This window comes from Lysobacter hankyongensis, from assembly GCF_039543145.1.
In the GTDB taxonomy this organism is placed as follows: Bacteria; Pseudomonadota; Gammaproteobacteria; order Xanthomonadales; family Xanthomonadaceae; genus Lysobacter_I; species Lysobacter_I hankyongensis.
Window position 1 is genome coordinate 223,253 of the sequence record NZ_BAABJE010000014.1, and the last position, 22,376, is coordinate 245,628.

Below are 22,376 nucleotides of genomic sequence, written 5' to 3' on the forward strand. Positions count from 1 at the left end.
GCCTGCACCTCCCGACTTGGACGAAAGTACAACATCGAAATCATGTCTTTTCTTCATGACGACATGCGATCCAACGACACCGACACCGACACCGTCACCGCACAGGTTGTGGGCGTCGCGCAGGTCACGCCCCTTGTTCAATGCGCGTCATTCCCCATACGCACCCGCACGGACAGCGCCATGCGAGTGAAGGGTCACCGCCGCAGGTATTCGACGGCGACCGGATCGATCCCGGCGACGTACGTTCTTATGCGACCGAGCCTGCCGCGTGTCCCGAAGCCCAGGCCCACTGGAAGTTGTAGCCGCCGAGCCATCCGGTGACATCGACGACTTCGCCGATGAAATACAGACCGGCAACGCGTTTCGACTGCATGGTCGACGACGATAATTCATCGGTGTCGACACCGCCGAGCGTGACTTCGGCGGTGCGATAGCCTTCGGTACCACTGGCGATCACCGGAAAGCGCTGCAGCTGCGCGGCGATGGCGCGCAACTCGGGATCGTTGAACTGACGCATCGGGCGACTGGGAAACCACAGGTCGCACAGCCGATCGGCGAAGCGCTTCGGAAACAGGTCGCCGAGCATGGTGCGCAACTCGGCCGCCGGTCGACGCGTGCGCAGCGCCTTCAGCGATTCGAATGCGTCGCCGTGCGGCAACAGGTCGAGATGCAGCCCGTCGCCGACATTCCAGTACGACGAGATCTGCAGGATCGCCGGGCCGCTGACGCCGCGATGGGTGATCAGCATGGCATTGGTGAAACGTCGTCCGTTGCATTCGGCGGTGACCGGAAACGCGACGCCGCTGAGATCGGCCAGCCGTTCCTGATGCTTGCCGGTCAGGGTCAGCGGCACCAGGCCGGCGCGAGTCGGCAGCACGGTGTGGCCGAAACTGCGCGCGAGCTCGTAGCCGAAGCCGGTGGCGCCCATGCTCGGAATCGACAGCCCGCCGGTGGCCACCACCAGCGACGTCGCCTGCAGCGTGCCCTGCGTGGTGCGCACGCGGAAGCCCTCGCCGCTCTTCTCCACGGCCTCGACGCTGCACCCGGTGTCGATGCGCACGCCGGCATCGGCGCATTCGTCGATCAGCATCTTCACGATCAACTTCGACGAGTCGTCGCAGAACAGCTGGCCGAGTTCCTTCTCGTGATACGCGATGCCGTGGCGCTCGACCAGATCGATGAAGTGCTGCGAGGTGAACCGCGCCAGCGCCGATTTGCAGAAATGCGGATTGCGCGAAATGAAATTGGCGGCGGTGGTTCCGGTGTTGGTGAAATTGCAGCGGCCGCCGCCGGACATCAGGATCTTCTTGCCGCAGCGGTTGGCGTGCTCGATCACGCGCACGCGGCGTCCGCGCAGACCCGCGACCCGGGCGCACATCAGGCCCGCGGCGCCGCCGCCGATGACGACGACATCGACCCGGGTATCGGCGCGGGCGTCCGGCGATGGCGATGGCGATGGCGATGGCGATGGCGATGGCGATGGCGATTGCGCAGGCGGCATGGGGCTGTGGGGCTGTGGGCTGGGGCGGGTGGCGGCCGGCCATTGTAGGCGGCGGCGCTTGCGCCCGCCCGCGACCTCGCCGAGCATGTGCGGTCTTCCCGATCCGAGCCCGCGGATGCTGCGCCTGACCGAACTGAAACTGCCGCTGGACCACCCCGAGGCCGATCTGCCGAAGGCGATCGCGCAGCGGTTGGGGGTGGATGCGGACGACATCGCCGGGTTCACGGTGCACAAGCGCAGTTACGACGCGCGCAAACGCGGCGTCATCACCCTCATCTATACGGTCGACGTCACCCTGCGCGACGCGGCCGAGCCAGCGGTGATGGCCCGCGCCATCGCCCATGTCGCACCCAGCCCGGACATGCGCTATCGCTTCGTCGCCCGGGCGCCGGCCACACTCGCGTCGCGTCCGGTGGTGATCGGTTTCGGGCCCTGCGGGCTGTTCGCGGCCCTGATCCTGGCGCAGATGGGCTTCCGCCCGATCGTGCTGGAACGCGGCCGGGCCGTGCGCGAGCGCACCCGCGACACCTGGGGCTTGTGGCGCGGCAGCGTGCTGGACCCGGAATCGAACGTGCAGTTCGGCGAAGGCGGCGCCGGCACCTTCTCCGATGGCAAGCTCTGGAGCCAGATCAAGGACCCGCACCATTACGGCCGCAAAGTGCTGGAGGAATTCGTGCTGGCCGGCGCGCCGGAGGAAATCCTGTACGTCAGCAAGCCGCACATCGGCACCTTCCGACTCGTGAGCATGATCGAGAAGATGCGCGGCACGATCGAATCGCTGGGCGGCGAGATCCGCTTCGGCGCGCGGGTGGAGGACGTGCGCATCGTCGATGGCCGCCTGCGTGGACTGGTACTGGCCGACGGCGAAGAACTGCCGTGCGAACACGTCGTGCTCGCCATCGGCCACAGCGCCCGCGACACTTTCGCGATGCTGCACGCGCGCGGCGTGCATATCGAAGCCAAGCCCTTCTCGATCGGCTTCCGCATCGAGCATCCGCAGTCGCTGATCGACCAGGCGCGCTTCGGTCCCTTCGCCGGCCATCCGCTGCTCGGCGCGGCCGACTATCGTCTCGTGCATCACGCGAGCAACGGCCGCGGCGTCTACAGTTTCTGCATGTGCCCCGGCGGCACCGTGGTCGCGGCGACCTCGGAACCCGGCCAGGTCGTCACCAACGGCATGAGCCAGTATTCGCGCAACGAGCGCAACGCCAATGCGGGCCTGGTGGTCGGCATCAGCCCCGCGGATTATCCCGGCGGCCCGCTGGCCGGCCTCGATTTCCAGCGCGCGCTCGAACGCCGTGCGTTCGAACTCGGCGGCGGCGATTACTGGGCACCGGGGCAACGGGTCGGCGATTTCCTGCGCGGCCGGCCGTCGAAGGATTTCGGCGAGGTATTGCCGTCGTACAAGCCCGGCGTGCGTCCCGGCGATCTGTCCACCGCCCTGCCCGATTACGCCATCGCAGCGATCCGCGAAGCGATTCCGGCACTGGATCGCCAGTTGAAGGGCTTCGCGATGCACGATGCGGTGCTGACCGGCGTCGAAACCCGAACCTCGTCGCCGATCCGCATCACCCGTGGCGCCGATTATCAGAGCATCAACACCCGCGGCCTGTATCCCGCCGGCGAAGGCGCGAGCTACGCGGGCGGCATCTATTCCGCGGCGATCGACGGCATCGAAGTGGCGCAGGCGGTGGCGCTGGCGATGACCGGCCAGGCGTGACGCCCCGCAACCTCGTCATCCACTGCGCTCGCCCGCCAGCGTCGCGAGCAACACCGACAACGACACCAGATCCTGACGGTTGTGGTCCGCCACGCGCCGCAGGTTGCGCGCCGAACCGCCGCGCAGATAGCCGAGCCACGCCGCGGGCGCTTCGCTGCCCGGCAGGTCGTCCTCGCGGACGATACCGAGCGCACGGCGTTCGATGGTGGCGAGACGGCAGTTCTCCCAGCGTCCGCGCCAGCGGCGGCGGGTCGGATACAACAGGTCGACATGGTCGCGGCCGGCCAGCGGATTCGTCATTCGCGCGAGGCGATAGCGCGTCGCCAGCAGCGGCGCGTCGTAGCTCTTGCCGTTGTAGCTGACGAGCACGGCGTCCGGCGACACCGCCCCGGCGAACGCCGCGAGCAGATCGCGTTCTGCCGACAACGTGGTGATCAGCCATTGCCGCAGGTGCAGGCCGGCCGCGCACCATTGCGCGGCGCCGATCATGAAGGCGCGGGTACCGGTGCCGCCGGCGAGGCCGGTGGTTTCGGTATCGAAGAACAGCAGATCGCTTGTCGCGATCGGTGCGTCGCGGCGATCGAACGCGGCGCAGAACGCGTGCGGCACCGGTTCTCGCGGAAACCGCGTTTCGATCAGGCGCAGACCCGGCGCGATCTCGACACCCGGCAGTGCGCGATCCGCAGCAATGTGCGCCTGCGCCACACGCTCGGGCGCACGCACGCGCAACAATCGACGCAGATCGTCGACGGTCTGCGCCGCGGGTCGCACCGGCATCGCGGTCGTCGCCGGCGACGCGACAGGCGACGCAGCGCCCTGCCCGGCCTGTCGACGCAGCGTGCGCAGGCGTTCGATGGCGAGGGTCATGCCGGCTCCGGCGCGGCCGACAGCGCCACCAGCACGCGGCGCGCGTGCGTCTTCGCCGACGCTTCGCGCGTCGGCTCGATCAGCGGCGACACCGGGCCGACGCAGGCCGGGCAACCGCCGCTGCAGTCGCAGCCGTCGATCAGCGCGGTCGCGCGATGCACCAGTTCGGCCTGTCGCGTCCACAGCGGTTCGGCCAGGCCCACGCCGCCCGGGAAATTGTCGTAGAGGAAGATGGTCGGCGTGAATGCGGCGATGTCGTCGGGATGCTCGCCCGCACGTTCGGCGGCGGCTTCGCCGCGTCGCAGTTGCCCGCGTCCGCGCGCATCCGCGACCGCGAACCATGCGCCGTCTCCGCTGCCGACCGCTTTCTGCAGATCGCTACCGTCGGCCATCACCGCGATCCGCGCGACCACGTGCAACGCGTACGCCGCGCCGAGGAAGCCGTCGAGCGCGTCCTGCTTCGATGCGAACAGGCCGTCGAGCACCGGCTGCGACAACTGCCACCACACCGAGGTGGTGTGCATTTCGAGATCGGGCAGGCTCACCGGCCCGTAGCCGATGTTCTCGTGGGTGTAATAGCGGATCTTCTTGTAACCGGCGACGCGGCGCACGACGTGGACTTCGCCGTGATGGCTGGCGCCGGTGCCGGCGACCGCGCCGTCGAACTGCTCCAGCACCTTCAGCCGCGTGTAGTCGATGGCGTCGGTGTAGTAGTCGGCGTGGGTGCGGGTCACATAGGCCTTGCGGCCATCCCAGTCCAGCCGTTCGACCTGGTAGGGCGTGGACTGGACCATGTGGATCGCGCCTTCGTACAGCATCAGCGGGGCCGAGCTGAAATCGACTTCGGCGATGATGGTCTGGCGGCCGTCGCTGCGATCGACGACCACGAAATTGCCGTCCGCGACCGATCGCAGGCTGACCGCATTGGCGGGATAGCTGTCGGCGATCCATTCCCATACCGCGCCTTCGGCGTGCAGCACGCCGTCCTCGGTCAGCAGGTCGAGATACATGCGCGGTTCGATCGGGCCGAAGCCATCGCCTTCGCGGAACGGCAGCTCGAACGCGGCGCAGCGGATGTGATCGAGCAGGATCACCGGCTGGTCCGGCGCGATCCGCGCATGCTCGGGCGATGCGCCGGTGAAGAATTCCGGATGGCGGACGACGTACTGGTCGAGCGGATCGGAGCTGGCGATGAGCACGCCGAGCGACGGCTGTTGCCGGCGACCGGCGCGACCGATGCGCTGCCAGGTGGCCGCGATGCTGCCCGGATAACCGTTGAGCACGACCACATCGAGACTGCCGATGTCGACGCCCAGCTCCAGCGCGGAGGTGGAGACGATGCCGTCGATGCGGCCCGCGCGCATCGCGCGTTCCGCGTCGCGACGCTCGGTCGGCAGATAGCCGCCGCGATAGGCCCGGATGCGCGCCGGCTTGCGCGGATCGTGATCGAACACGTCCTTGAGATATTTGGTGAGCACTTCGACCATCGTGCGCGACTGCGCGAAGATCAGCGTCTTCAGGCCGGCCTTGATCGCCATGCGCGCGATCCGCGTGCTCTGCGAGCGCGCGGAGGCGCGCAGGCCGAGATCGGGATTCGTCACCGGCGGATTCCACAGCAGCACGTGCTTGTCGCCGGTGGGCGCGCCGGACTCGGTGATCGCGACGACCTCGCGTTCGATCAGCGCTTCGGCGTGCTGCTTCGGATTGCCGATGGTGGCCGAGCAGAGGATGAACTGCGGCTGCGCACCGTAGAACGCGCAGACCCGCTTCAACCGCCGCAACAGGTTCGCCAGATGCGAACCGAACACGCCGCGATAACTGTGGATCTCGTCGATGACGACGTAGCGCAGGTTCTCGAACAACTGCGCCCATTTCGTGTGGTGCGGCAGGATGCCCTGATGCAGCATGTCGGGATTGGTGACGACGATGTCGCCGTTGAGCCGGATGGCCTGGCGCTGGTCGCCGGGCGTGTCGCCATCGAAGGTCGCGGCGCGGATGCCGAGTTCGCCGGCCTTCGTGAGTTCCAGCAGTTCGGCCACCTGATCCTGCGCCAGCGCCTTGGTCGGAAACAGATAGAGCGCCCTGGCGCGATCGTTCAATGCCGCGGCGATCACCGGCAACGTGTAGCACAGGGTCTTGCCCGATGCGGTGGGCGTGACCACGACGACATCCTCGCCGCGCTGCGTCGCCGCCCAGGCTTCGGCCTGATGACTGTAAAGACGGGTCAGCCCGCGCGCGCGCAGCGCATCGGCCAGACGCGCCGGCAGATCGTCGGGGAATTCGGCGTAACGCCCGGCCCGCCCGGGAATCTTCAACGCCCCGGTGATGCGGTCGGGGTATTTGGCCGAGAGACGTGCGGCGAGCCCCGCACCGGCATGTGGCATCACGCCGGTGTCGGAGACTTCGGAATGGATCAGCGGATACATCGTGGCTCCCGGCAGCGAGGGGCCACGATGTACGCCAGTGCCGTCTCAGGAACTGAGACGGCCCATATCGGGATCATCTTCCGGGATCGCGGCGTAGAGCCTGTCCGCCTCGCGGATCGCCAGTGCGTGCGCCGCCTCCTCGATTTTCGGCAACCGCACCCCATCCACGCCACCGACATAGGCCGGTCCGCCGATATCATCATCCCAGAGCGATCCATCCTCGTTGATCGCGACATGACGGTCGACGGTGAGGTCCTCGCCGAGTTTCAGTGCGAGGTGATGCCAGGTCCAGCAGGCGACGGGGTCGCGATGATCGTAATCTTCGATCAACACCCGCATCGCTTCGATATCGCCCTCGGTCGCCGCGACGCGAAACCAGTGGTGCGCATCCTTCTTTCGACCAAGACGCTCGGCGAGTCTCGCGACCTCGTGTGGATCGGCATCGACGGAGGCGTGCGGCTGCTCGAAGAAGAGCGGGTCGTCGAACTCCTCCGTGTAACGCAGCGCCGCTTCCCGATGCCCGGCCACCGCCGCCTCGCGGAGCCGCTGCCGATAGGCGAGATACCGCGCATGCTGCTCGGCCCAGCCCTGTTGGGCCGAGCCGAGCGTTTCGCCCTTTGCGCGCTCGGCATACCAGTGCGGACTGCCCTCGCTTCCGCAGCATGCCAACCAGTGCAACTGCGCGAGTCGGTAAAGCACCATCGGATCGCTCGCTTCAGCGCGATCATTCAACGATTCCAGCAGCACTTCGTCGTCGATCCAATCCACCGGATTGTCATCATCGTCCCAATCGCGACGACTCTCATCGATGGGAATCCACCAGGGCTCCGCCTCTTCCCAGTCGGGCGCCCATGCCTCCGCAAGCGCGTCCAACCCCATGCCAAGGTCCGTCATGGAGATCACGACGATCCGCGCCGCCCTCAACGCGTCACAGACCGTCGACGCGATCACGGGACACCGTTCGACTGGAAGTCCCATGCCGCTCGCGCGCGAGCTTACGGCGTCGGCCGACGGTTCACGAGTCGGGCCCGATGCGGCGAACACATGGGTTGCCCGCAGCGCGGCGTAGGAGCGGAAACCGAAGGCTGCCGCGATGAGTTCATAGGTTCGACTTGGGCCGATGGCCTGCCCGGCCGATTCCGCCAGGGGCTGCCGAAGTGAGAAAACGAGATCTTTGATTGCCATGAAACGCTCCACACGCCGGAGCGGCCATCGGGTCGGCGGAATTGCACACGCGTTTGAGGGCCGACCCACGACGGCGCATGTCCGGCGACGGGGTCATGGATTCACATCGGTTTGAAGGGACAGCCTTGTTTGACTCGCGTGCAGGTCGGGCGGGCGCCGACCCATACCCTATCGCCACGCGAGGACACGCGCAATACGTTCTGCAAGCCTGGACGAATCGACCTCTACCCGCCCCGCGACCGGACATCACCGGCACCAGAAAAAACAAGGGCCACCCTGCGGTGACCCTCGTTCGTTGTGATTGCGCCGGGTATCAACCGCCCTGTTGCGTCAACGGCACCACGCGGATCTCGACGCGACGGTTCAGTGCGCGGCCGCTGTCGGTATCGTTGCTGGCGACCGGGAAACGTTCGCCCATGCCGACCACTTCGAAGCGTTCGCGGACCAGGCCCTTGCCGACGAGATAGTTCGAGACCGAATTCGCACGCTGCACCGAGAGCGTCTGATTGGCTGCGTCGCTGCCGACGCTGTCGGTGTGGCCGCTGACCTCGACGATGGTCTGGTTGTATTCGGCCATGGTCGCCGCGACCTGATCCAGCGCCGGATAGAACTGCGGCTTGAGGTTGGACTTGCCGAAATCGAAGGTCACGCCGTCGGGCAGGTTGAGCTTGATGACGTCGCCGTCGCGGCTGACCTCGATGCCGGTGCCCGCGGTGCGGCGGCGCAGTTCGGCTTCCTGGCGGTCCTGGTAGACGCCGACGGCGCCGCCGGCGACCGCGCCGACACCGGCACCGACCAGCGCGCGCTGGCGACGTTCGGTGGCGTCGTCGCCGCTGAGCAGGCCGGCGACCGCGCCGACCGCGGCGCCGATCAGCGCGCCGCGCTGGGTGCGGTTGGGATCGTCGGGCGCGTTGGTCTGTCCGGTGTAGGTGGCGCAGCCGCCGATGAGCAGGCTGGCGGCGACGGCGAGAGCGATGGGGGCTTTGGATGCGATGCGCATGATGAACTCCTCGGATGCCGGCCGGGGGGCCGGTGAACGCGCCCACCCTAGGCCGCGCAAGCTGACAGCCCGCTGTCCGGGCGGGCTGCGAGGCGATCGTGCGGAATACGCGATTCAGGCGAGGCGGATCAATGCATCGCGTCCCCGTCGCCGATGGCTGGAGAGGGGACGCGATGGAACCTGCTACTGCAGCACACCGCCCAAACCACCGCCGCAATCGGGCTCGTGGTAGACGTATTGCGAACGGACCTGACCATCCGCACTCGTCAGCGTCACCAGCGCCAAGGCGTAAGACGGCACGATGGCGCTATTGGGCGTGTAGTTCGCGGGCGAATACGCGATGGCGTCGGTCCACGAGAAGCTGTAGGGCACCTGCCCGCCCACGGCCGTCGCAGTGACCCAAAGTTCATCCGTGCAGCGATCATCCGGCAGATAGAGGCGCAACACGAGCGGCGCGATCGGCTGATCGTTGGGTCGATCGTCGAACAACTGCACCCAGCGGCCGTCGAAACCGCCGTATTCGGCCCGGTACCAGTTCGCGCCTAGCCATTGACCGGCCTCGTAATGCTCGCTGCTGTTGATCTGGCCGGTGTGGGCGAAATAATCGTGTTGCCACCAGTAATTGCCGTGCGAGTCGTAACGACCGCTCACCGCACCCCGGCTCCAGCCGAAACTGTCGAGGCACAGCCCCGCGAAACCGCCGCAATCGTCCGACGAGTACGTGATCTCGGAATTGCGTTCGGCCGAATAGCTGCCCCAGAACCACTTCTTGTGCGCGAAGCCTTCGCGTCCGTCGGTCTGGCTGGATTTGTAGGCATCGCGCGAGCCGAGATAAAACCTGTGCAGACCCGCAGGCACTTCCACGCCGCCCGATTCGTCGAGGATCGGGCTCTCCAGCAGGATGTCGTCGGTGACGTCCGCGGTCCAGTTCTGCTGCCAATACGCACCCTGCCAGCTCGAACGGTGCAGATCGGCAAGATCCTGCAGTTCGTAGGTAACCCTCGGGACGCCCGACCAGTTCACGCCGTCTCCGCTGTCGCGGCCGCTGTACTGGCTGGCGGCGGTGGCATAGGCCAGCGGTCGCGCATTCCAGCCCGCGACGGCGGCGGACGAGTCCTCGGGCACGAACACGTAGTGGACGTTCTTCTTGTCGTCATCGTCGGTGATGTCGACTTCCGCCTTCGCGCTGCCCATCGCCACGCGGCCGGAAATCCAGCTGTAGGGATTCTGCACGTAGTGGATTTCGTGTTCGCGCTCGTTGGGCCAGCCGCCGTTCTCGTCGGCCTGCCAGACCATCAGATGCCGACCGGTCGCGGTCTGCATGAAGTTCAGATCGGTGTAATCCGAATACACCCGGACGATGTGCTCGGTATGCAGCGTGGTCGCGGTATTGCTCACGTATTCGCCGAGTGTTCCGGGGGTGCCGGCGACGCCGCGGACGTGGATCTCGATGCGTTCCCAGTCGTGGATCGCATCGCCGTTCTTGTCCGATGCGTGATAGACGTGATACAGCAGGACCAGCGATTTGCTGCCGCCTTCCATGTACTCGATCAGGGCGGTGTAGAGCGTGGGCCGGATCCGCCAGTTCGCATACGCACTGTTGGGATTTCCACCCGCCTGGATGTACTGCGGAGTCTGCATCCAATTGTTGCGATTGTTGGAAAAATTCCCGTCCCGGTCGAAATCGAAATTGCTGATCCAATCGCGGCCGATCTTGCCGTTGTTCTCGTCGGCGCGATGCAGGATGATCGGCGCGTAATAGCGCAGATACGCTTGGCGCTGAGGCTTGCTCAGGCTCCACACCTGGGCCTGCGCCGATGCCGCGAACAGCGCCAGCCAGAGACCGCCCGCGGCGATCAGCGCGCGCATCCATCGTTGTGAACCGATACTCATGTCCGCTCCTTGTCCATCGTGATCGGTGGAATCGGCTCCACCTGCCCCGCACGCACCCGGCCCGGCAACGCGCGCCGTCATCGGCGATCAGGCGCCCAGCATACGCGCGGCCGGCGCAACGAATGAGACCGGGCAGCGGACGACGGCGGACGAGGCATCGATCGCGTGTCGATCGGCGGAAGACTTCTCGATGAAGGTCCGGCCGGACGCACTCCCTTGCCCGGATCGGTACCGCCGAATCGGATCGGCGATTCAGCTCAACAACGCTTCCGCCGCCACCGAATCCATCGGCTGTTCCCAGTTGCCCATCAGGGTGAGGTACAGCAGCTTCTCGAATTCGACGGCGAAACGGCGGATGACGCCGTCGGGATCGGGCACCAGCTTGGCGTCGGAGATCAGGCCGAAGTGGACCTTGCCGTTGTAGCTCAGGATCGACATGCCGATGCCGATGGAGCCGGTCTGCGGCACCCAGAACATCATTTCGCGGATCTTGCCGCCGGCCAGATACAGCGGTTGCTGCGGGCCGGGGACATTGGTGGCCACGGTCGTCGCCTTGCGGCTGAACAGGTCGAGCGCGAGTTCCTGCACCGCCGCCGGCGCCATGCCCAACGCCGCCAACAGGCCGTAGGCGACGATCGCCTGCCGCGAATTCTTCAGCTGGTGCATGCACTCGGCGACATGTTCCAGGCGGCGGATCGGATTGCTGATGCCCACCGGCAGATCGAGGAAGACGAGGCCGAAGTGATTGCCCAGCTTGCGCGCGTGTTCGAGCGGACGCAGGTTCACCGGCACGGTCGCACGCAGGGTCATGCCTTCGACGTGCTCGCCGCGTTCGATCATGTAATCGCGCAGCGCGCCCGCGGCGGTGGCCATCAGCACATCGTTGACGGTGCAGTCGCAGGCGCGGCCCACCGCCTTGACTTCCTCCAGATCGAGCGGCGGCGCCCAGGCCACGCGTTTGCTCACGCCGAGTTTGCCGCGCAGCAGCGAAGGCGGGTCGTCCGGCAGCGCGAGCGCCTGGACCAGTTCGCGGGCGATGTCGCCGCCCTCTTTCGCCAGCACGCCGGCGAGGGTCGGGTCGCGATACATGTCCATGCCCTTTTCGAGCATCTTCGTGCCGAGTTTGGCGTAGCGCTCGACCGCGCCGACGCGGCGGGCGACCTTGGCGCCGTCCTGTTTCAGCCAGGCCTCTGCCAGCGGCGCGCCCTTCTCGGGATGGGCGCTGGTGTCGGTGAGCGACAGCAGCACCTGCACGAGGGCGATGCCGTCGGCATAGCTGTGATGGATGCGCGACACCAGCGCGGAGCCGCCGTGATATTTCTCGACCAGATGGAACTGCCAGAGCGGCTTGGTCTTGTCGAGCGGGCTGGACGCGAGATTGCTGACGAAGCGCTCCAGCGCCTTCTGGTCGGCGCGGCCGGGCAGCGCCGACAGCCGCACGTGCCAGTCGAGATCGAAATCCTCGTCGTCCTGCCACGACATGCCGCCGGGCGTCTCCACCGGCTTCATCCGGAAGCGGGTATAGGCGAGGAAGCGTTTCTCGATCACCTTCCTGAGTTTCGCGAGCGAGATCGGCTCGTCGAACATCAGCACGCCGGTGATCATCATCGGATTGGTCGGCCGTTCCATCCGCAGCCAGGCGGTGTCGACCCGCGACATCGATTCGCGGCGCGGGCGCTTGAACGCGGGCTTTTTTGCGGATGTCTCGTCGGCCATGGTGTCCTCCCTACCTGCCCGGGAGTGAATCACGGGCCCGGGCCGCGGTCAACGCGAGCCGCGTCGCCTCATTCGCGGTCCCCGCCAACGCGCTTGTACGCCGCCAGCGCGGCTTCGCGGCCCTGCGCGAGATCGACCACCGGCCGGCGCGGGTAGTCCGGCGCCAGCCGCGCCAGCGTGGACGGCTGGGTCCACGGGGCGTGGCGCAGATCTTTCGGCAGCCGCGCCAGTTCCGGCAGCCAGCGGCCAAGATACGCGGCGTCCGGATCGAATTTCTCCGACTGCGTCACCGGGTTGAAGATCCGGAAATACGGCGCGGCGTCGGCGCCGGTGCCGCCGATCCACTGCCAGCCGAGGGTGTTGTTGGCAAGGTCGGCATCCACCAGCGTGTCCCAGAACCAGCGCGCGCCTTCGCGCCAGTGGTAACGGATGTGTTTGCACAGATAACTGCCGACGATCATGCGCACGCGGTTGTGCATCCAGCCGGTGTGCCACAGCTCGCGCATGCCGGCGTCGACGATCGGCACGCCGGTGCGACCGTGGCGCCAGGCCTCGCGCAGGCGTTCGTCCACCCGCGCCCACGGGAAATCCGCGAAGCGCGGATTGAGGTTCTGCTCGGGCGTATGCGGGAAGTGATGCAGCAGGTGATACGCGAACTCGCGCCAGCCGAGCTGGCGGACGTAACCGTCGATCTGCGCCTGCGGCGCGCTGGGTGGCAGCGCCCGCAGCGTGGCGGCGATGCGCCAGGGCGCGATCTCGCCGTGATGCAGATGCGGCGACAGACGCGAGGTGCCGGCATGGTCCGGGCGATCGCGTTCGTCGAGATACTCGCCGACCGCGCCCGCGGCGAACGCCTGCAGCGCGGCCTGCGCCCCGGTTTCGCCGGGTTCGAAGCGTTCCCAGAAGCCCGCGTCCCAGCCCAGCGCCGGCGCCAGTCCCAGAGCGTCCAGCGGCAAACCATGCGGGCCGTCGTCGACCCGCGGCAGCGTCGCCGGGGCGTCGCGCAGCGACGGCAGCGACAGCTGCGCCGCGGCGCTGCGCCAGAACGGCGTGAACACCTTGTAGGGATCGCCTTGTTTGTTGAGCAGCTTCCACGGCTCGATCAACAGCGCGCCGTTGAAGCTTTCCGCACGCAGCCCCTGGCGCCGGAGCGCGGCCTTGACCGCGGTGTCGCGCTTCTCGATCGCCGGTTCGTAACGGCGGTTCCAGAACACCGCTTCCGCATCGCAGGCGGCGGCGAGCGTCTGCAGGGTCTGCAGGCTCGGGGCATGGAAGATGCGCAGGCGCGAACCGCGACGCCGCAGTTCGGCGTCCAGCGCCGCCAGCGACCGGTGTCGCCATGCGAGCACCGCGGCACCGGGGGCCCAGTCGCCTTCCTCTTCCGGTGCGTGGATGTAGACCGGGATCGGCGCATAGCCGCCGTCGAGCGCGGCCTGCAGCGCCGGATGATCGGCGAGCCGCAGGTCGTTGCGGAACCAGACGATCGCGTTGGCCATCAACTCACCTTGACTGCGGGCCTCACGCCCAGGAAGCCGCCGTCGACCGCGATGATCTGGCCGCTGATCCAGCCGGCCCGCGGCGACACCAGGAACGCGGCCAGCGCCGCGGCATCGTCCGCGGTGCCGTGCCGGCCCAGCGGATACTGCGCCGACACCGCCCGGCGCGCCAGATCGCTGGACACGAATTTCGCGGTGGCGGGCGTGTCCATCAGGCCCGGCGCGATCGCGTTCACCCGCAGGCCGAGGCTGGACGCATCGGCCGCGAGCGCGCGGGTCAGCGCTTCCACGCCGCCCTTGGCCGCGGCGATGGCGGGATGGTTGCCCACGCCCACGCCGGCCGCCACCGAACTGAAGAACACGAGGGCGCCGCCGCGCTTTTCCGCCTGCAGCGCGGCGACATAGGCCCTGGACACGAAGAACGCGGTATCGAGATTGGCCGAGAGGCAGTCGCGGTACTGCGCCTCGCTGGTGCGGCCGATCGGCGCGATCAGCACAGCGCCGGCGCAGTTGACGACCGCATCCGGGGCCTGGCCGAAAGCGGCCTTGGCGGTCTCGAAGGCATCGCGGGCGCCGGCTTCGGTGGACACGTCGGCCTCGATGGCGACATCGCTTTCGGCGGGTGCGAGGCGACCGCGGTCGCGGCCGACCAGCGCCAGGCGCCAGCCCTCCGCGCGCAGCATGGCGGCCAGGGCCGTGGCGACGCCGCCGGAGGCGCCGGTGATGAGACAGGTTTGGGAAACGTCGGGAGATGTGTTCATGCCCTGCTCTACGGGTCCGACGGCGGAATGGTTGCAGTTTCCGCCAGCGCGCGACGCAGGGCCGCGGCGCGGGCCCGAATCGCGTCCAGCCGCTCGGGCGCCAGACGGTCCAGATTGCGCCACTGCATGCCCGCGCGCGGGTGATCGCGGAAACGCGCGGCGTGGCGATCGAGGAAATCCCAGTACAGCGTGGTGAACGGACAGGCCTTCGGGCCCAGCGGCTCGGCCGGATCGAACGGACACCCGGCGCAGTGATTGGACATGCGCTGGATGTATTTGCCCGACGCGGCATACGGCTTCGAGACCATCCGCCCGCCGTCGGCGTACTGGCTCATGCCCAGCACGTTCGGCAATTCCACCCACTCCACCGCGTCGACATAGACCGCGAGATACCAGGCGTGGATCTCGCGCGGGCGCACGCCCAGCAGCAGCGCGAACAGGCCGGTCACCATCAATCGCTGGATATGGTGCGCGTAGCCGAGATCCAGCGTCTGCCGCAGCGCGTCGCGCATGCACGCCATCCGCGTCTCGCCGGTCCAGAACAGCGCCGGCAGCGGCTGGTCGGCGCCGAGGGCGTTGTCGTCGAGGAACCCGGGCATCCGCAGCCAGTACACACCGCGCACGTATTCGCGCCAGCCGAGAATCTGACGGACGAAGCCTTCCACCGCTTCGATCGGCGCCCGGCCCTCGCGCCACGCCGCCAGCGCCGCGTCGACCGCGCGACGCGGCGACAGCAGCTTGAGATTCATCGCCGCCGACAGCCGCGAGTGGTACAGCCACGGCTCGCCCGCCCAGATCGCGTCCTGGTAACGGCCGAACAGCGGCAGGCGGTGGTCGATGAAGTCCTGCAGCGCGTCTTCCGCCTGCGCCGCGGTCAGCGGCCAATCGAACGCGTCGAGCCGGCCCGGGTGTTCGGCGAAACGCGCGTTCACCAGATCGACGACGGCGCGGGTCGTGGCGTCGATCCCGAACGCGCGCGGCGCAGGCAAACGTCCGGGGCCCTTCTTGCCGAAGGTCTCGCGATTCTCGCTGTCGAAATTCCAGCGCCCGCCGACCGGCTGTCCATCGTCCATCAGCACGTCTTCGCGCTTGCGCAGCCAGCGGTAGAAGAACTCCAGACGCAGTTCCTTCCTGCCCTTGGCCCATTCGGCGAAGTCTTCGGGCGTGGCGTAGAAATGCAGATCCTGGCGCTCGACCCAATCCACGCCGGCCGCGCGGCACACCTGCGGCAGCGACTGCGCGAGCCGCCATTCGCCGGGCTTCACCGCGAGCACGCGCGTCGGTTTCAGCCGTGCGAGATCGGCGGCGAGCGCATCCTCCAGCGACGCGTGGTCGTGGGCGTCGAGCGCGCGGTATTCGACCCGGAATCCGCGGGCGAGCAGGGCATCGCGGAAATGACGCATCGCCGTGAGGAACATCGCGATCCGCGCCTTCGTGCTCCAGACCTGCGTCGCCTCATGCGCGACTTCCGCCATCCACACCGCATCGCGCGCGGGATCGAAATCGTCGAACACCGCGGACGCGGCGTCGAGCTGATCGCCGAGCACCACCACCAGATCGCGCACCGCGGCGGTCATCGATCCGACAGCCCGCCGCCGCGGTATTCGCGCGGAATGCGGTCGTTGAGGCCGACCAGGATTTCGTAAGGAATGGTGCCGGCGGCGATCGCGACCGACTCGCAGTCGATGCCGGCATCGCCCTGGCGGCCGATCAGCACCACGTCGTCTTCGTTGTACGCGGTGCCCTGCGGGCCGATGTCGACCATGAACTGGTCCATGCAGATCCTTCCGACGATGGGATGGCGCTGTCCGCGGATCAGCACGTCGCCGCGCGACGACAGCGCGCGCGGATAGCCGTCGCCGTAACCGATAGGCACGGTGACCACGCGGGTATCGCGCGGCGCCGTCCACGTCGCGCCGTAACTGACGCTGTGGCCGGCCTTGACCACCTTGAAGTACACCACCTGCGAGACCAGCGACAGCGCGGGCCTCAGGTCGACCGTGCGCCGCGACGCGGGATCGGGGAGCACGCCGTACAGCGCGATCCCGGGGCGCACCATGTCGAGGCAGGTCTCCGGGAAATGCAGCACGCCGCCGGAATTCGCGAGATGGCGCAGCGGCATCGGCGCGCCGATGCGTTCGAAATGCGTGCAGGCGTCGAGAAAACGTTCGAGCTGGACCGCGGTCATCGGCGATGCGGGGTCGTCGGCGCAGGCCAGGTGCGAATACACGCCCTTCACCACGCACCACGACGACGCGACCGCGGCTTCGATGAAGGGACCGGCGTTGTAGCTGTGCACGCCGATGCGTTCCATGCCGGTGTCGAGCTTGAGATGGATCGTGGCCCTGTGGCCCAACGCTTCGGCCGCAGCCTCGACCTGGCGCAGCTTGTCCAGCGACGACACCGTGATCTCGAGATCGTGGACGATGAACTGCGCGACCTGCGGCCCGAAGATGCCGCCAAGGACGAGGATCGGCACGCGCACGCCGGCCTGACGCAGGGCGATGCCCTCTTCGAGGAAGGCGACGCCGAGTTGTTCGACGCCCTGCGCCTGCAGATGCCGCGCGACCGTCACCAGACCGTGGCCGTAGGCATTGGCCTTGACGATGCCCATCACCGGCGCGCCGGCCTTCGCGCGCAGCGCGTGCAGATTGTGGGTGAGCGCGTCGAGATCGACCCGGATGCGAGTCGGACGGTCGCTGGCCTCGGCATGGCGATGGCGCAGCGCGTCGATGTCGTCGGAGGCCGCGGAAGCGGCGGAATATGAGGTCGGTACGGCCATGCGCCAGTGTAGAGCGCGGCCTGCGTTTTTTCATGCGCAGCGCGGCCACGCCACCGAGCGATGCCGCCGAACGATGCCGCCGGCAGGCGCCGGCGGCATCGGGCTTGGTGCGGATCAGAAGCGATAGACGGTGACCGTCGCGGAGGCGGTGCCGCCGCGACCGTCGGACACGGTGTAGACGAAGTTCACCGAACCCGACCAGCTGCGCGGCGGCGTGAAGCGGATCTTGCCGGCCTCGATCGTCGCCGTGCCAACGCGCGGCGCGGTGACGCCGGTGATCGTCAGCGGGTCGCCGTCCGGGTCGCTGTCGTTGGCCAGCACCGGGATCAGGATCGCGGTGCGACGCGCGAACGCGGTGTCGTTGGAGGCCTGCGGCGCGGCGTTCGGCACGGTCACCGCGATCTGCACCTCGGCCTCGCGCACCGCACTGCCGTAGCGGACGCGGTAGCGGAAGCTGTCGCCGCCCGCGTAACCCGGCTGCGCGACGTAGCTCGCGACCGCGCCGGTCAGCGACACGCTGCCGTGCGTCGCTGCGCGCACGATCGCGTATTCCAGCGCGCCGCCGTTGCCGATCGAACCCTGCAGCGGAATCGAGACCGGCACCCCGGCCACCGCGTTCGCCGAGACCGGCGCCGCCGCCAGCGGCGCGTAGGTCTGCAGATAGCGCACGCCGCCGGTCACCGAGACCATCAGCAGCGAACCGTCGCGCGACAACCGCGTGCGCCCCTGCACGAAGGCGTGATTGCCGGTGCTGGCGAAGCTGTCCTCGAAATCGTGGCTCGCGATCTGGCTGAAGGTGTTCATGTCGTACACCCGCACCGAGCCGCCGCCCGACCACGGGAAATACGCGGTGCGTTCCACCGGGTGGTAGGCCACGCCGATCGGCTGCGGCCCCGCGTACTGTCCCAGGGTCGCAACCTTCCGGAACGCGTCGTCGTAGACGAAGGTGCCGCCGTAGGTCGGAATCGCGAACTGGCTGCCGAGCCGGTCGCTGCCGATCTCGAAATTGAACCAGGACGTACCGTCGGTATAGCCCTGACGCCGCACGATGCCGCCGCTGGGCACGTCGATCAGGCCCCAGCGACCGTCGGAGATATTCGACTCCGCGAACGCGATGCTGTCGCCGTCGCCGCTGGGCGACAGCATGGTCGCCTGCTGCACCGACGCCAGCGTCGTCCAGGCCTGCGTCGCCGGATCGTAACGACGCAGGCCGACCCAACCCGAGCCCCAGAAATCGTTGGTGGCGTAGAGCTTGCCGTCGGCGGCGTAACGCACCGAGAAGGTGCCGCTTTCGTAGGTGCTCTGCTTGGCGAACGACGCCTTCGCGACGCTCAGGTCGTCCAGCGACACGAGGTGCACCCAGGCGTTGGCGCTGTCCGACACGTCGTCGGCGACCGCGAGAGTGGCGTTGTCGTTCGAGAGATCCAGGCCCTTCAGTGCGCCGCCGAGCACGATCGGCGACAGGAACTCGCCGGTCGCGATGCGGTAGCGCAGCACTTCGCCGCCCTGGGTGATGTAGACGATGCCGCGGCTGTCGTCGTGGACCATGTCCACGCGCTGCGGGGCCGGCACCAGCGTGCCTTCGGCCGATGCCGGCGCGATGGCGACGGTCGACGCGAGCGCGGCCATTACGACCGCGGCGCGCCACGCGCGTCGCGGGGTGTTTCGAATGTTCATGCGATCTCCTGTCCGTAGGGATTCCAAAGTCCCGGAACACGGCGGGAGGCGTCCTGCCGGAACCCGCCGGAACCGGAAGGAAATCATGCACTTGTACCCTCTCACGGATTGAGAACGACGCGTCCCTGCATCGTCCGCGCAGGCCGGCGCGGGGCCCGCGACACCTCAGCCGCGGTTGGGGAACCGGTTCGCCACCAGGCCCTGGTACGTCGCCGGATGATGCTGCTGCAGCGCCTGCGCGGCCCAGATGTCGCCATCGATGATGCCGTGGACGAAGGCACCGGGCAGTTGCAGACCCGCCTGCGGATGCGCGTAGCCGATGCCCGCCTTCGCCGCATCGTGGAAGAGATCCGCGACCAGATCCTTGTCGATGAAATCCCAGTGCAGACCGTAGGGCACGTAGACCTGCTGGATGCCCGCGAACGACCACCAGCAGAACGGCGCGATGTCGAGGCTGTTGTGGATGCGCCACTGGAACCCCTGCGCATTCGGCAGCACGGTGTTGAAGTAGGCGTTGAAGCCGGTGCCGCCCGGCGTCAGCCCGGCGAACGACCACAGCGCCATGTTGGTGACCGGCCCGCCGCCGTACAGCATCGCGTTGAGATAGGCGAACAGCGTCGGCGTGAGCGTGCCGCCGAGGCTGTGCCCGGTGACGTACAGGAATCGCGGCTTCAGCGTCGACAGGAATTCCACCATCGAGGTGCGGGTGTTCGGATCGCGCAGGCGGATCAGGTCGGCCATGCCGTTGAAACTGCCCTTCGCGATCAGCGCATCGGCCGGCACCCGCGGCGGCGCGCCCGGCAACTCGCCGAAGGGCACGGCCTTGTCCAGATCGAAATCCTGTTTCAGCCAACTGCTCAAGCTCTCGAAATTGGTGCCGCGGATGACCACGAAATATTCGCCGGTCGCGGCGTTGCCGGCGACGAACGCACGGCTGTAGGAGATGCCATCCCAGCCCGCCAGCTCCGCCGGCCCCCAGACCACCTGCAACCCGGTCTGCGTCGCGACTTCACGCGGAATCGCGCCCATGTCGTCGTAGGACATCGCGCACAGCGCGATCGCGGTGTTCGGATACCAGTCGTAATTGCGGCCGATCTGATCGAATACGTCCATGCGCGCCTCCCTTGGCGTCGAGCTGCAGATGCGTTGCGGTCGGATCGCCCCTTGTTTCGCGGGCGAATGCCCTGCCCCGTTGCGGGGCTTCCGGAGTCTGCACCCGCCCCGCGGCGGCGGTCAAATGCCCAAAGACTCAACGGCGCCCCGGGTACATGCGGCAACTCCATGCAGACGAGACGGCTTTCAACTGTGGCGCTTCGCATGCCGTACTCACAGCACCGGCGACAACAGCGCAATTCGTCCCGACGATCGGCCAGCGACGATGCCGCTTCCCGCAATCGGAGACCCGGAGGGCGGCAGACAGGAGGTCTGCCGTTTTTCGACAAGGCAGGGATGCCTTGTCGAAAAATCCCAGCCATGCCGCAGCCGGCAGATTTGAATTGGACCTGAGTGTTTCTTGACTCGCACCTTCGGTGCTCGCCCTTCGGGCCGGCTTCGCCGTTCGCGCCGCAAGCGGCGCAGTGTTACTTTCTTTGCGCCAAAGAAAGTGACCCGCGCTCCAGCGCGGAAAAGTTCCAGGCATTACATGCAAAAAATGACTCGCCAATGGCGAGAGGACGGCGAACCAGCACCGCGGGGCGGTGACTGCGATGATCGCCGCAATGGCAGCAGCAGATCACGAACATCGCAAGCGGCCAGCACTTCGTTCGTCGATTCTTGGCAGACGCTGGGCTTCGCTGCGCTCAGCCCAGCCTACTTCGGACCTGCATTACTCGAAACTCCCCACCGAATCGAACGCCAGATTGTCGAACCGCGTGTACTCGCCGAAGAACTTCAGCTTGAACGAACCCGTCGGACCCGAACGCTGCTTGCCGATGATGATCTCGGCGAGCCCCTTGTCCGGCGAATTTTCCTTGTTGTAGTAATCGTCGCGGTAGATGAAGACGATCATGTCGGCGTCCTGCTCGATCGCGCCGGATTCGCGCAGGTCGGCCATCACCGGGCGCTTGTCGGCGCGGGTTTCCAGCGAGCGGTTGAGCTGCGACAGCGCGATCACCGGCACGTTGAGCTCTTTCGCGAGACCCTTGAGCGAGCGCGAGATCTCGGAGATTTCGGTCGCGCGGTTCTCGGTGTTGCCCGGCACCGCCATCAGCTGCAGGTAATCGATGACGATCAGGCCGAGACCGTGTTCGCGCTTGAGCCGGCGCGCCTTCGCGCGCAGCGATTCGGGCGACAGACCGGGCGTGTCGTCGATGAAAATCTTGGTTTCCTTGATCATGCGGATCGCGCCGCTGACCCGGCTCCAGTCCTCGTCTTCCAGTTGTCCGGTACGCAGGCGGGTGGCGTTGATGCGGCCGTTGGCCGAGATCAGGCGCAGCGCAAGCTGCGAGGCCGACATTTCCATCGAGAACACCGCGACCGCCTTCTTGGTCTTGATCGCGGCGTGTTCGGCGATGTTCAGTGCGAACGTGGTCTTGCCCATCGCCGGACGCGCGGCGAGGATCACGAGGTCGGTCGGCTGCAGGCCGGCGGTCATCTCGTCGAATTCGGTGTAGCCGGTCGGCAGACCGGTGACGCCGCCGCCGTTCTGGTAGCGCGTCTGCAGCACGTCGAAGGCCTCGGCCATGGCCTTGTTGATCGCGACGAAATCGGTGCGGCCCTGGGCGCGCGCTTCGGAGATCGCGAACACTTCCTGCTCGGCGCGGGACAGGATCTCGTCGCTGTCGCGGCCGTCGGGCTGGAAGGCGTCGTTGACGATGCCGGTGCCGGCCTCGATCAGCTGCCGCAGGATCGATTTGTCGCGCACGATCTCGGCGTAGGCGCCGATGTTCGCGGCCGACGGCGTGGTGCTGGCCAGTTCGATGAGATAGGCGCCGCCGGCGACCTGTTCGGCGAACCCGTTGGATTCGAACCACTCGCCGAGGGTCACCGCGTCGTAGGGTTTGCTCTTCTCCGCCAGTTCCCGGATCGCGCGGTAGATCAACTGGTGATCGCGACGGTAGAAGTCTTCCTCGTTCAGGCGGTCGGCGACGCGGTCGTAGGCGTCGGGCGCCAGCATGAGGCCGCCGAGTACGGCCTGCTCCGCCTCGATCGACTGCGGCGGAATGCGCAGTTGCTCGACGCGGGCGTCGCTGAAGCTGTCGCGGCGACGGTTGTCGCCATAGGCGTTGGGGCGGAAGGCCATCGGGTCTGGATGCTCCGGATCGCCGGTCGGGGCGATCGGTGGGGACGCGGGAAGGGGCACGGGTGATGCGGTCATCGTAATGACCCCGGCTGTGGAGCCGCGATGGAACAA

The 22,376-nt window shown here is 67.4% G+C and carries 15 protein-coding genes; 1 reads left to right on the forward strand and 14 read right to left on the reverse strand.

What is annotated here, in order from left to right:
• Positions 1-247: 247 nt before the first annotated feature.
• Positions 248-1,501 (reverse strand): BaiN/RdsA family NAD(P)/FAD-dependent oxidoreductase, encoded by a 1,254-nt coding sequence (locus tag ABD974_RS13035; RefSeq protein ID WP_345303771.1) that lies wholly within the window; start codon positions 1,499-1,501, stop codon positions 248-250.
• 115 nt (positions 1,502-1,616) lie between these two features.
• Between ABD974_RS13035 and ABD974_RS13040 the strand changes: the two genes are divergently transcribed.
• A complete protein-coding gene (locus ABD974_RS13040; RefSeq protein WP_345303772.1) occupies positions 1,617-3,221 on the forward strand; it encodes an NAD(P)/FAD-dependent oxidoreductase in 1,605 nt (534 codons plus the stop codon).
• Between the two features lie 15 nt (positions 3,222-3,236).
• Here ABD974_RS13040 and ABD974_RS13045 read toward each other — a convergent pair whose 3' ends face one another.
• The 13 genes from ABD974_RS13045 to ABD974_RS13105 all read right to left on the reverse strand — a co-directional run bounded on the left by ABD974_RS13045 (position 3,237) and on the right by ABD974_RS13105 (position 22,265).
• Positions 3,237-4,088 carry a ribonuclease H-like domain-containing protein gene (locus ABD974_RS13045; protein ID WP_345303773.1) on the reverse strand — a complete coding sequence of 284 codons (852 nt, stop codon included), beginning with the start codon at positions 4,086-4,088 and terminating at the stop codon, positions 3,237-3,239.
• Positions 4,085-6,514, reverse strand: coding sequence for a DEAD/DEAH box helicase (locus ABD974_RS13050; RefSeq protein ID WP_425562687.1), 2,430 nt, complete (start codon positions 6,512-6,514; stop codon positions 4,085-4,087). Before ABD974_RS13050 ends, ABD974_RS13045 begins: the two co-directional genes overlap by 4 nt.
• Before the next feature lie 45 nt (positions 6,515-6,559).
• Complete coding sequence (locus tag ABD974_RS13055; protein WP_345303774.1) at positions 6,560-7,699, reverse strand: hypothetical protein; 1,140 nt, start codon at positions 7,697-7,699, stop codon at positions 6,560-6,562.
• Between the two features lie 313 nt (positions 7,700-8,012).
• Positions 8,013-8,699 (reverse strand): YiaD family glycine zipper/OmpA-like lipoprotein, encoded by a 687-nt coding sequence (locus tag ABD974_RS13060; RefSeq protein WP_345303775.1) that lies wholly within the window; start codon positions 8,697-8,699, stop codon positions 8,013-8,015.
• Positions 8,700-8,882: 183 nt separating this feature from the next.
• A complete protein-coding gene (locus tag ABD974_RS13065) occupies positions 8,883-10,592 on the reverse strand; it encodes a hypothetical protein (protein ID WP_345303776.1) in 1,710 nt (569 codons plus the stop codon).
• Positions 10,593-10,844: 252 nt separating this feature from the next.
• The gene (locus ABD974_RS13070; protein ID WP_345303777.1) at positions 10,845-12,308 is read right to left on the reverse strand and encodes a WS/DGAT/MGAT family O-acyltransferase; all 1,464 of its coding nucleotides are present in this window, start codon (positions 12,306-12,308) and stop codon (positions 10,845-10,847) included.
• A 68-nt stretch (positions 12,309-12,376) separates the two neighbouring features.
• The gene (locus ABD974_RS13075; RefSeq protein ID WP_345303778.1) at positions 12,377-13,804 is read right to left on the reverse strand and encodes a cryptochrome/photolyase family protein; all 1,428 of its coding nucleotides are present in this window, start codon (positions 13,802-13,804) and stop codon (positions 12,377-12,379) included.
• Positions 13,804-14,565, reverse strand: a complete 762-nt coding sequence (locus ABD974_RS13080) for an SDR family NAD(P)-dependent oxidoreductase (protein ID WP_345303779.1) — start codon at positions 14,563-14,565, stop codon at positions 13,804-13,806. Before ABD974_RS13080 ends, ABD974_RS13075 begins: the two co-directional genes overlap by 1 nt.
• An 8-nt stretch (positions 14,566-14,573) precedes the next feature.
• On the reverse strand, positions 14,574-16,142 hold the full coding sequence (locus ABD974_RS13085; protein ID WP_345303780.1) for a cryptochrome/photolyase family protein: 1,569 nt from the start codon (positions 16,140-16,142) through the stop codon (positions 14,574-14,576).
• Positions 16,139-17,347, reverse strand: a complete 1,209-nt coding sequence (alr, locus tag ABD974_RS13090) for an alanine racemase (protein WP_345303781.1) — start codon at positions 17,345-17,347, stop codon at positions 16,139-16,141. Before alr ends, ABD974_RS13085 begins: the two co-directional genes overlap by 4 nt.
• A 114-nt stretch (positions 17,348-17,461) precedes the next feature.
• A complete protein-coding gene (locus ABD974_RS13095) occupies positions 17,462-19,024 on the reverse strand; it encodes an Ig-like domain-containing protein (protein WP_345303782.1) in 1,563 nt (520 codons plus the stop codon).
• Positions 19,025-19,189: 165 nt separating this feature from the next.
• A complete protein-coding gene (locus ABD974_RS13100; protein ID WP_345303783.1) occupies positions 19,190-20,137 on the reverse strand; it encodes a lipase family protein in 948 nt (315 codons plus the stop codon).
• A 712-nt stretch (positions 20,138-20,849) separates the two neighbouring features.
• On the reverse strand, positions 20,850-22,265 hold the full coding sequence (locus ABD974_RS13105; RefSeq protein WP_345303784.1) for a replicative DNA helicase: 1,416 nt from the start codon (positions 22,263-22,265) through the stop codon (positions 20,850-20,852).
• Positions 22,266-22,376: the final 111 nt, after the last annotated feature.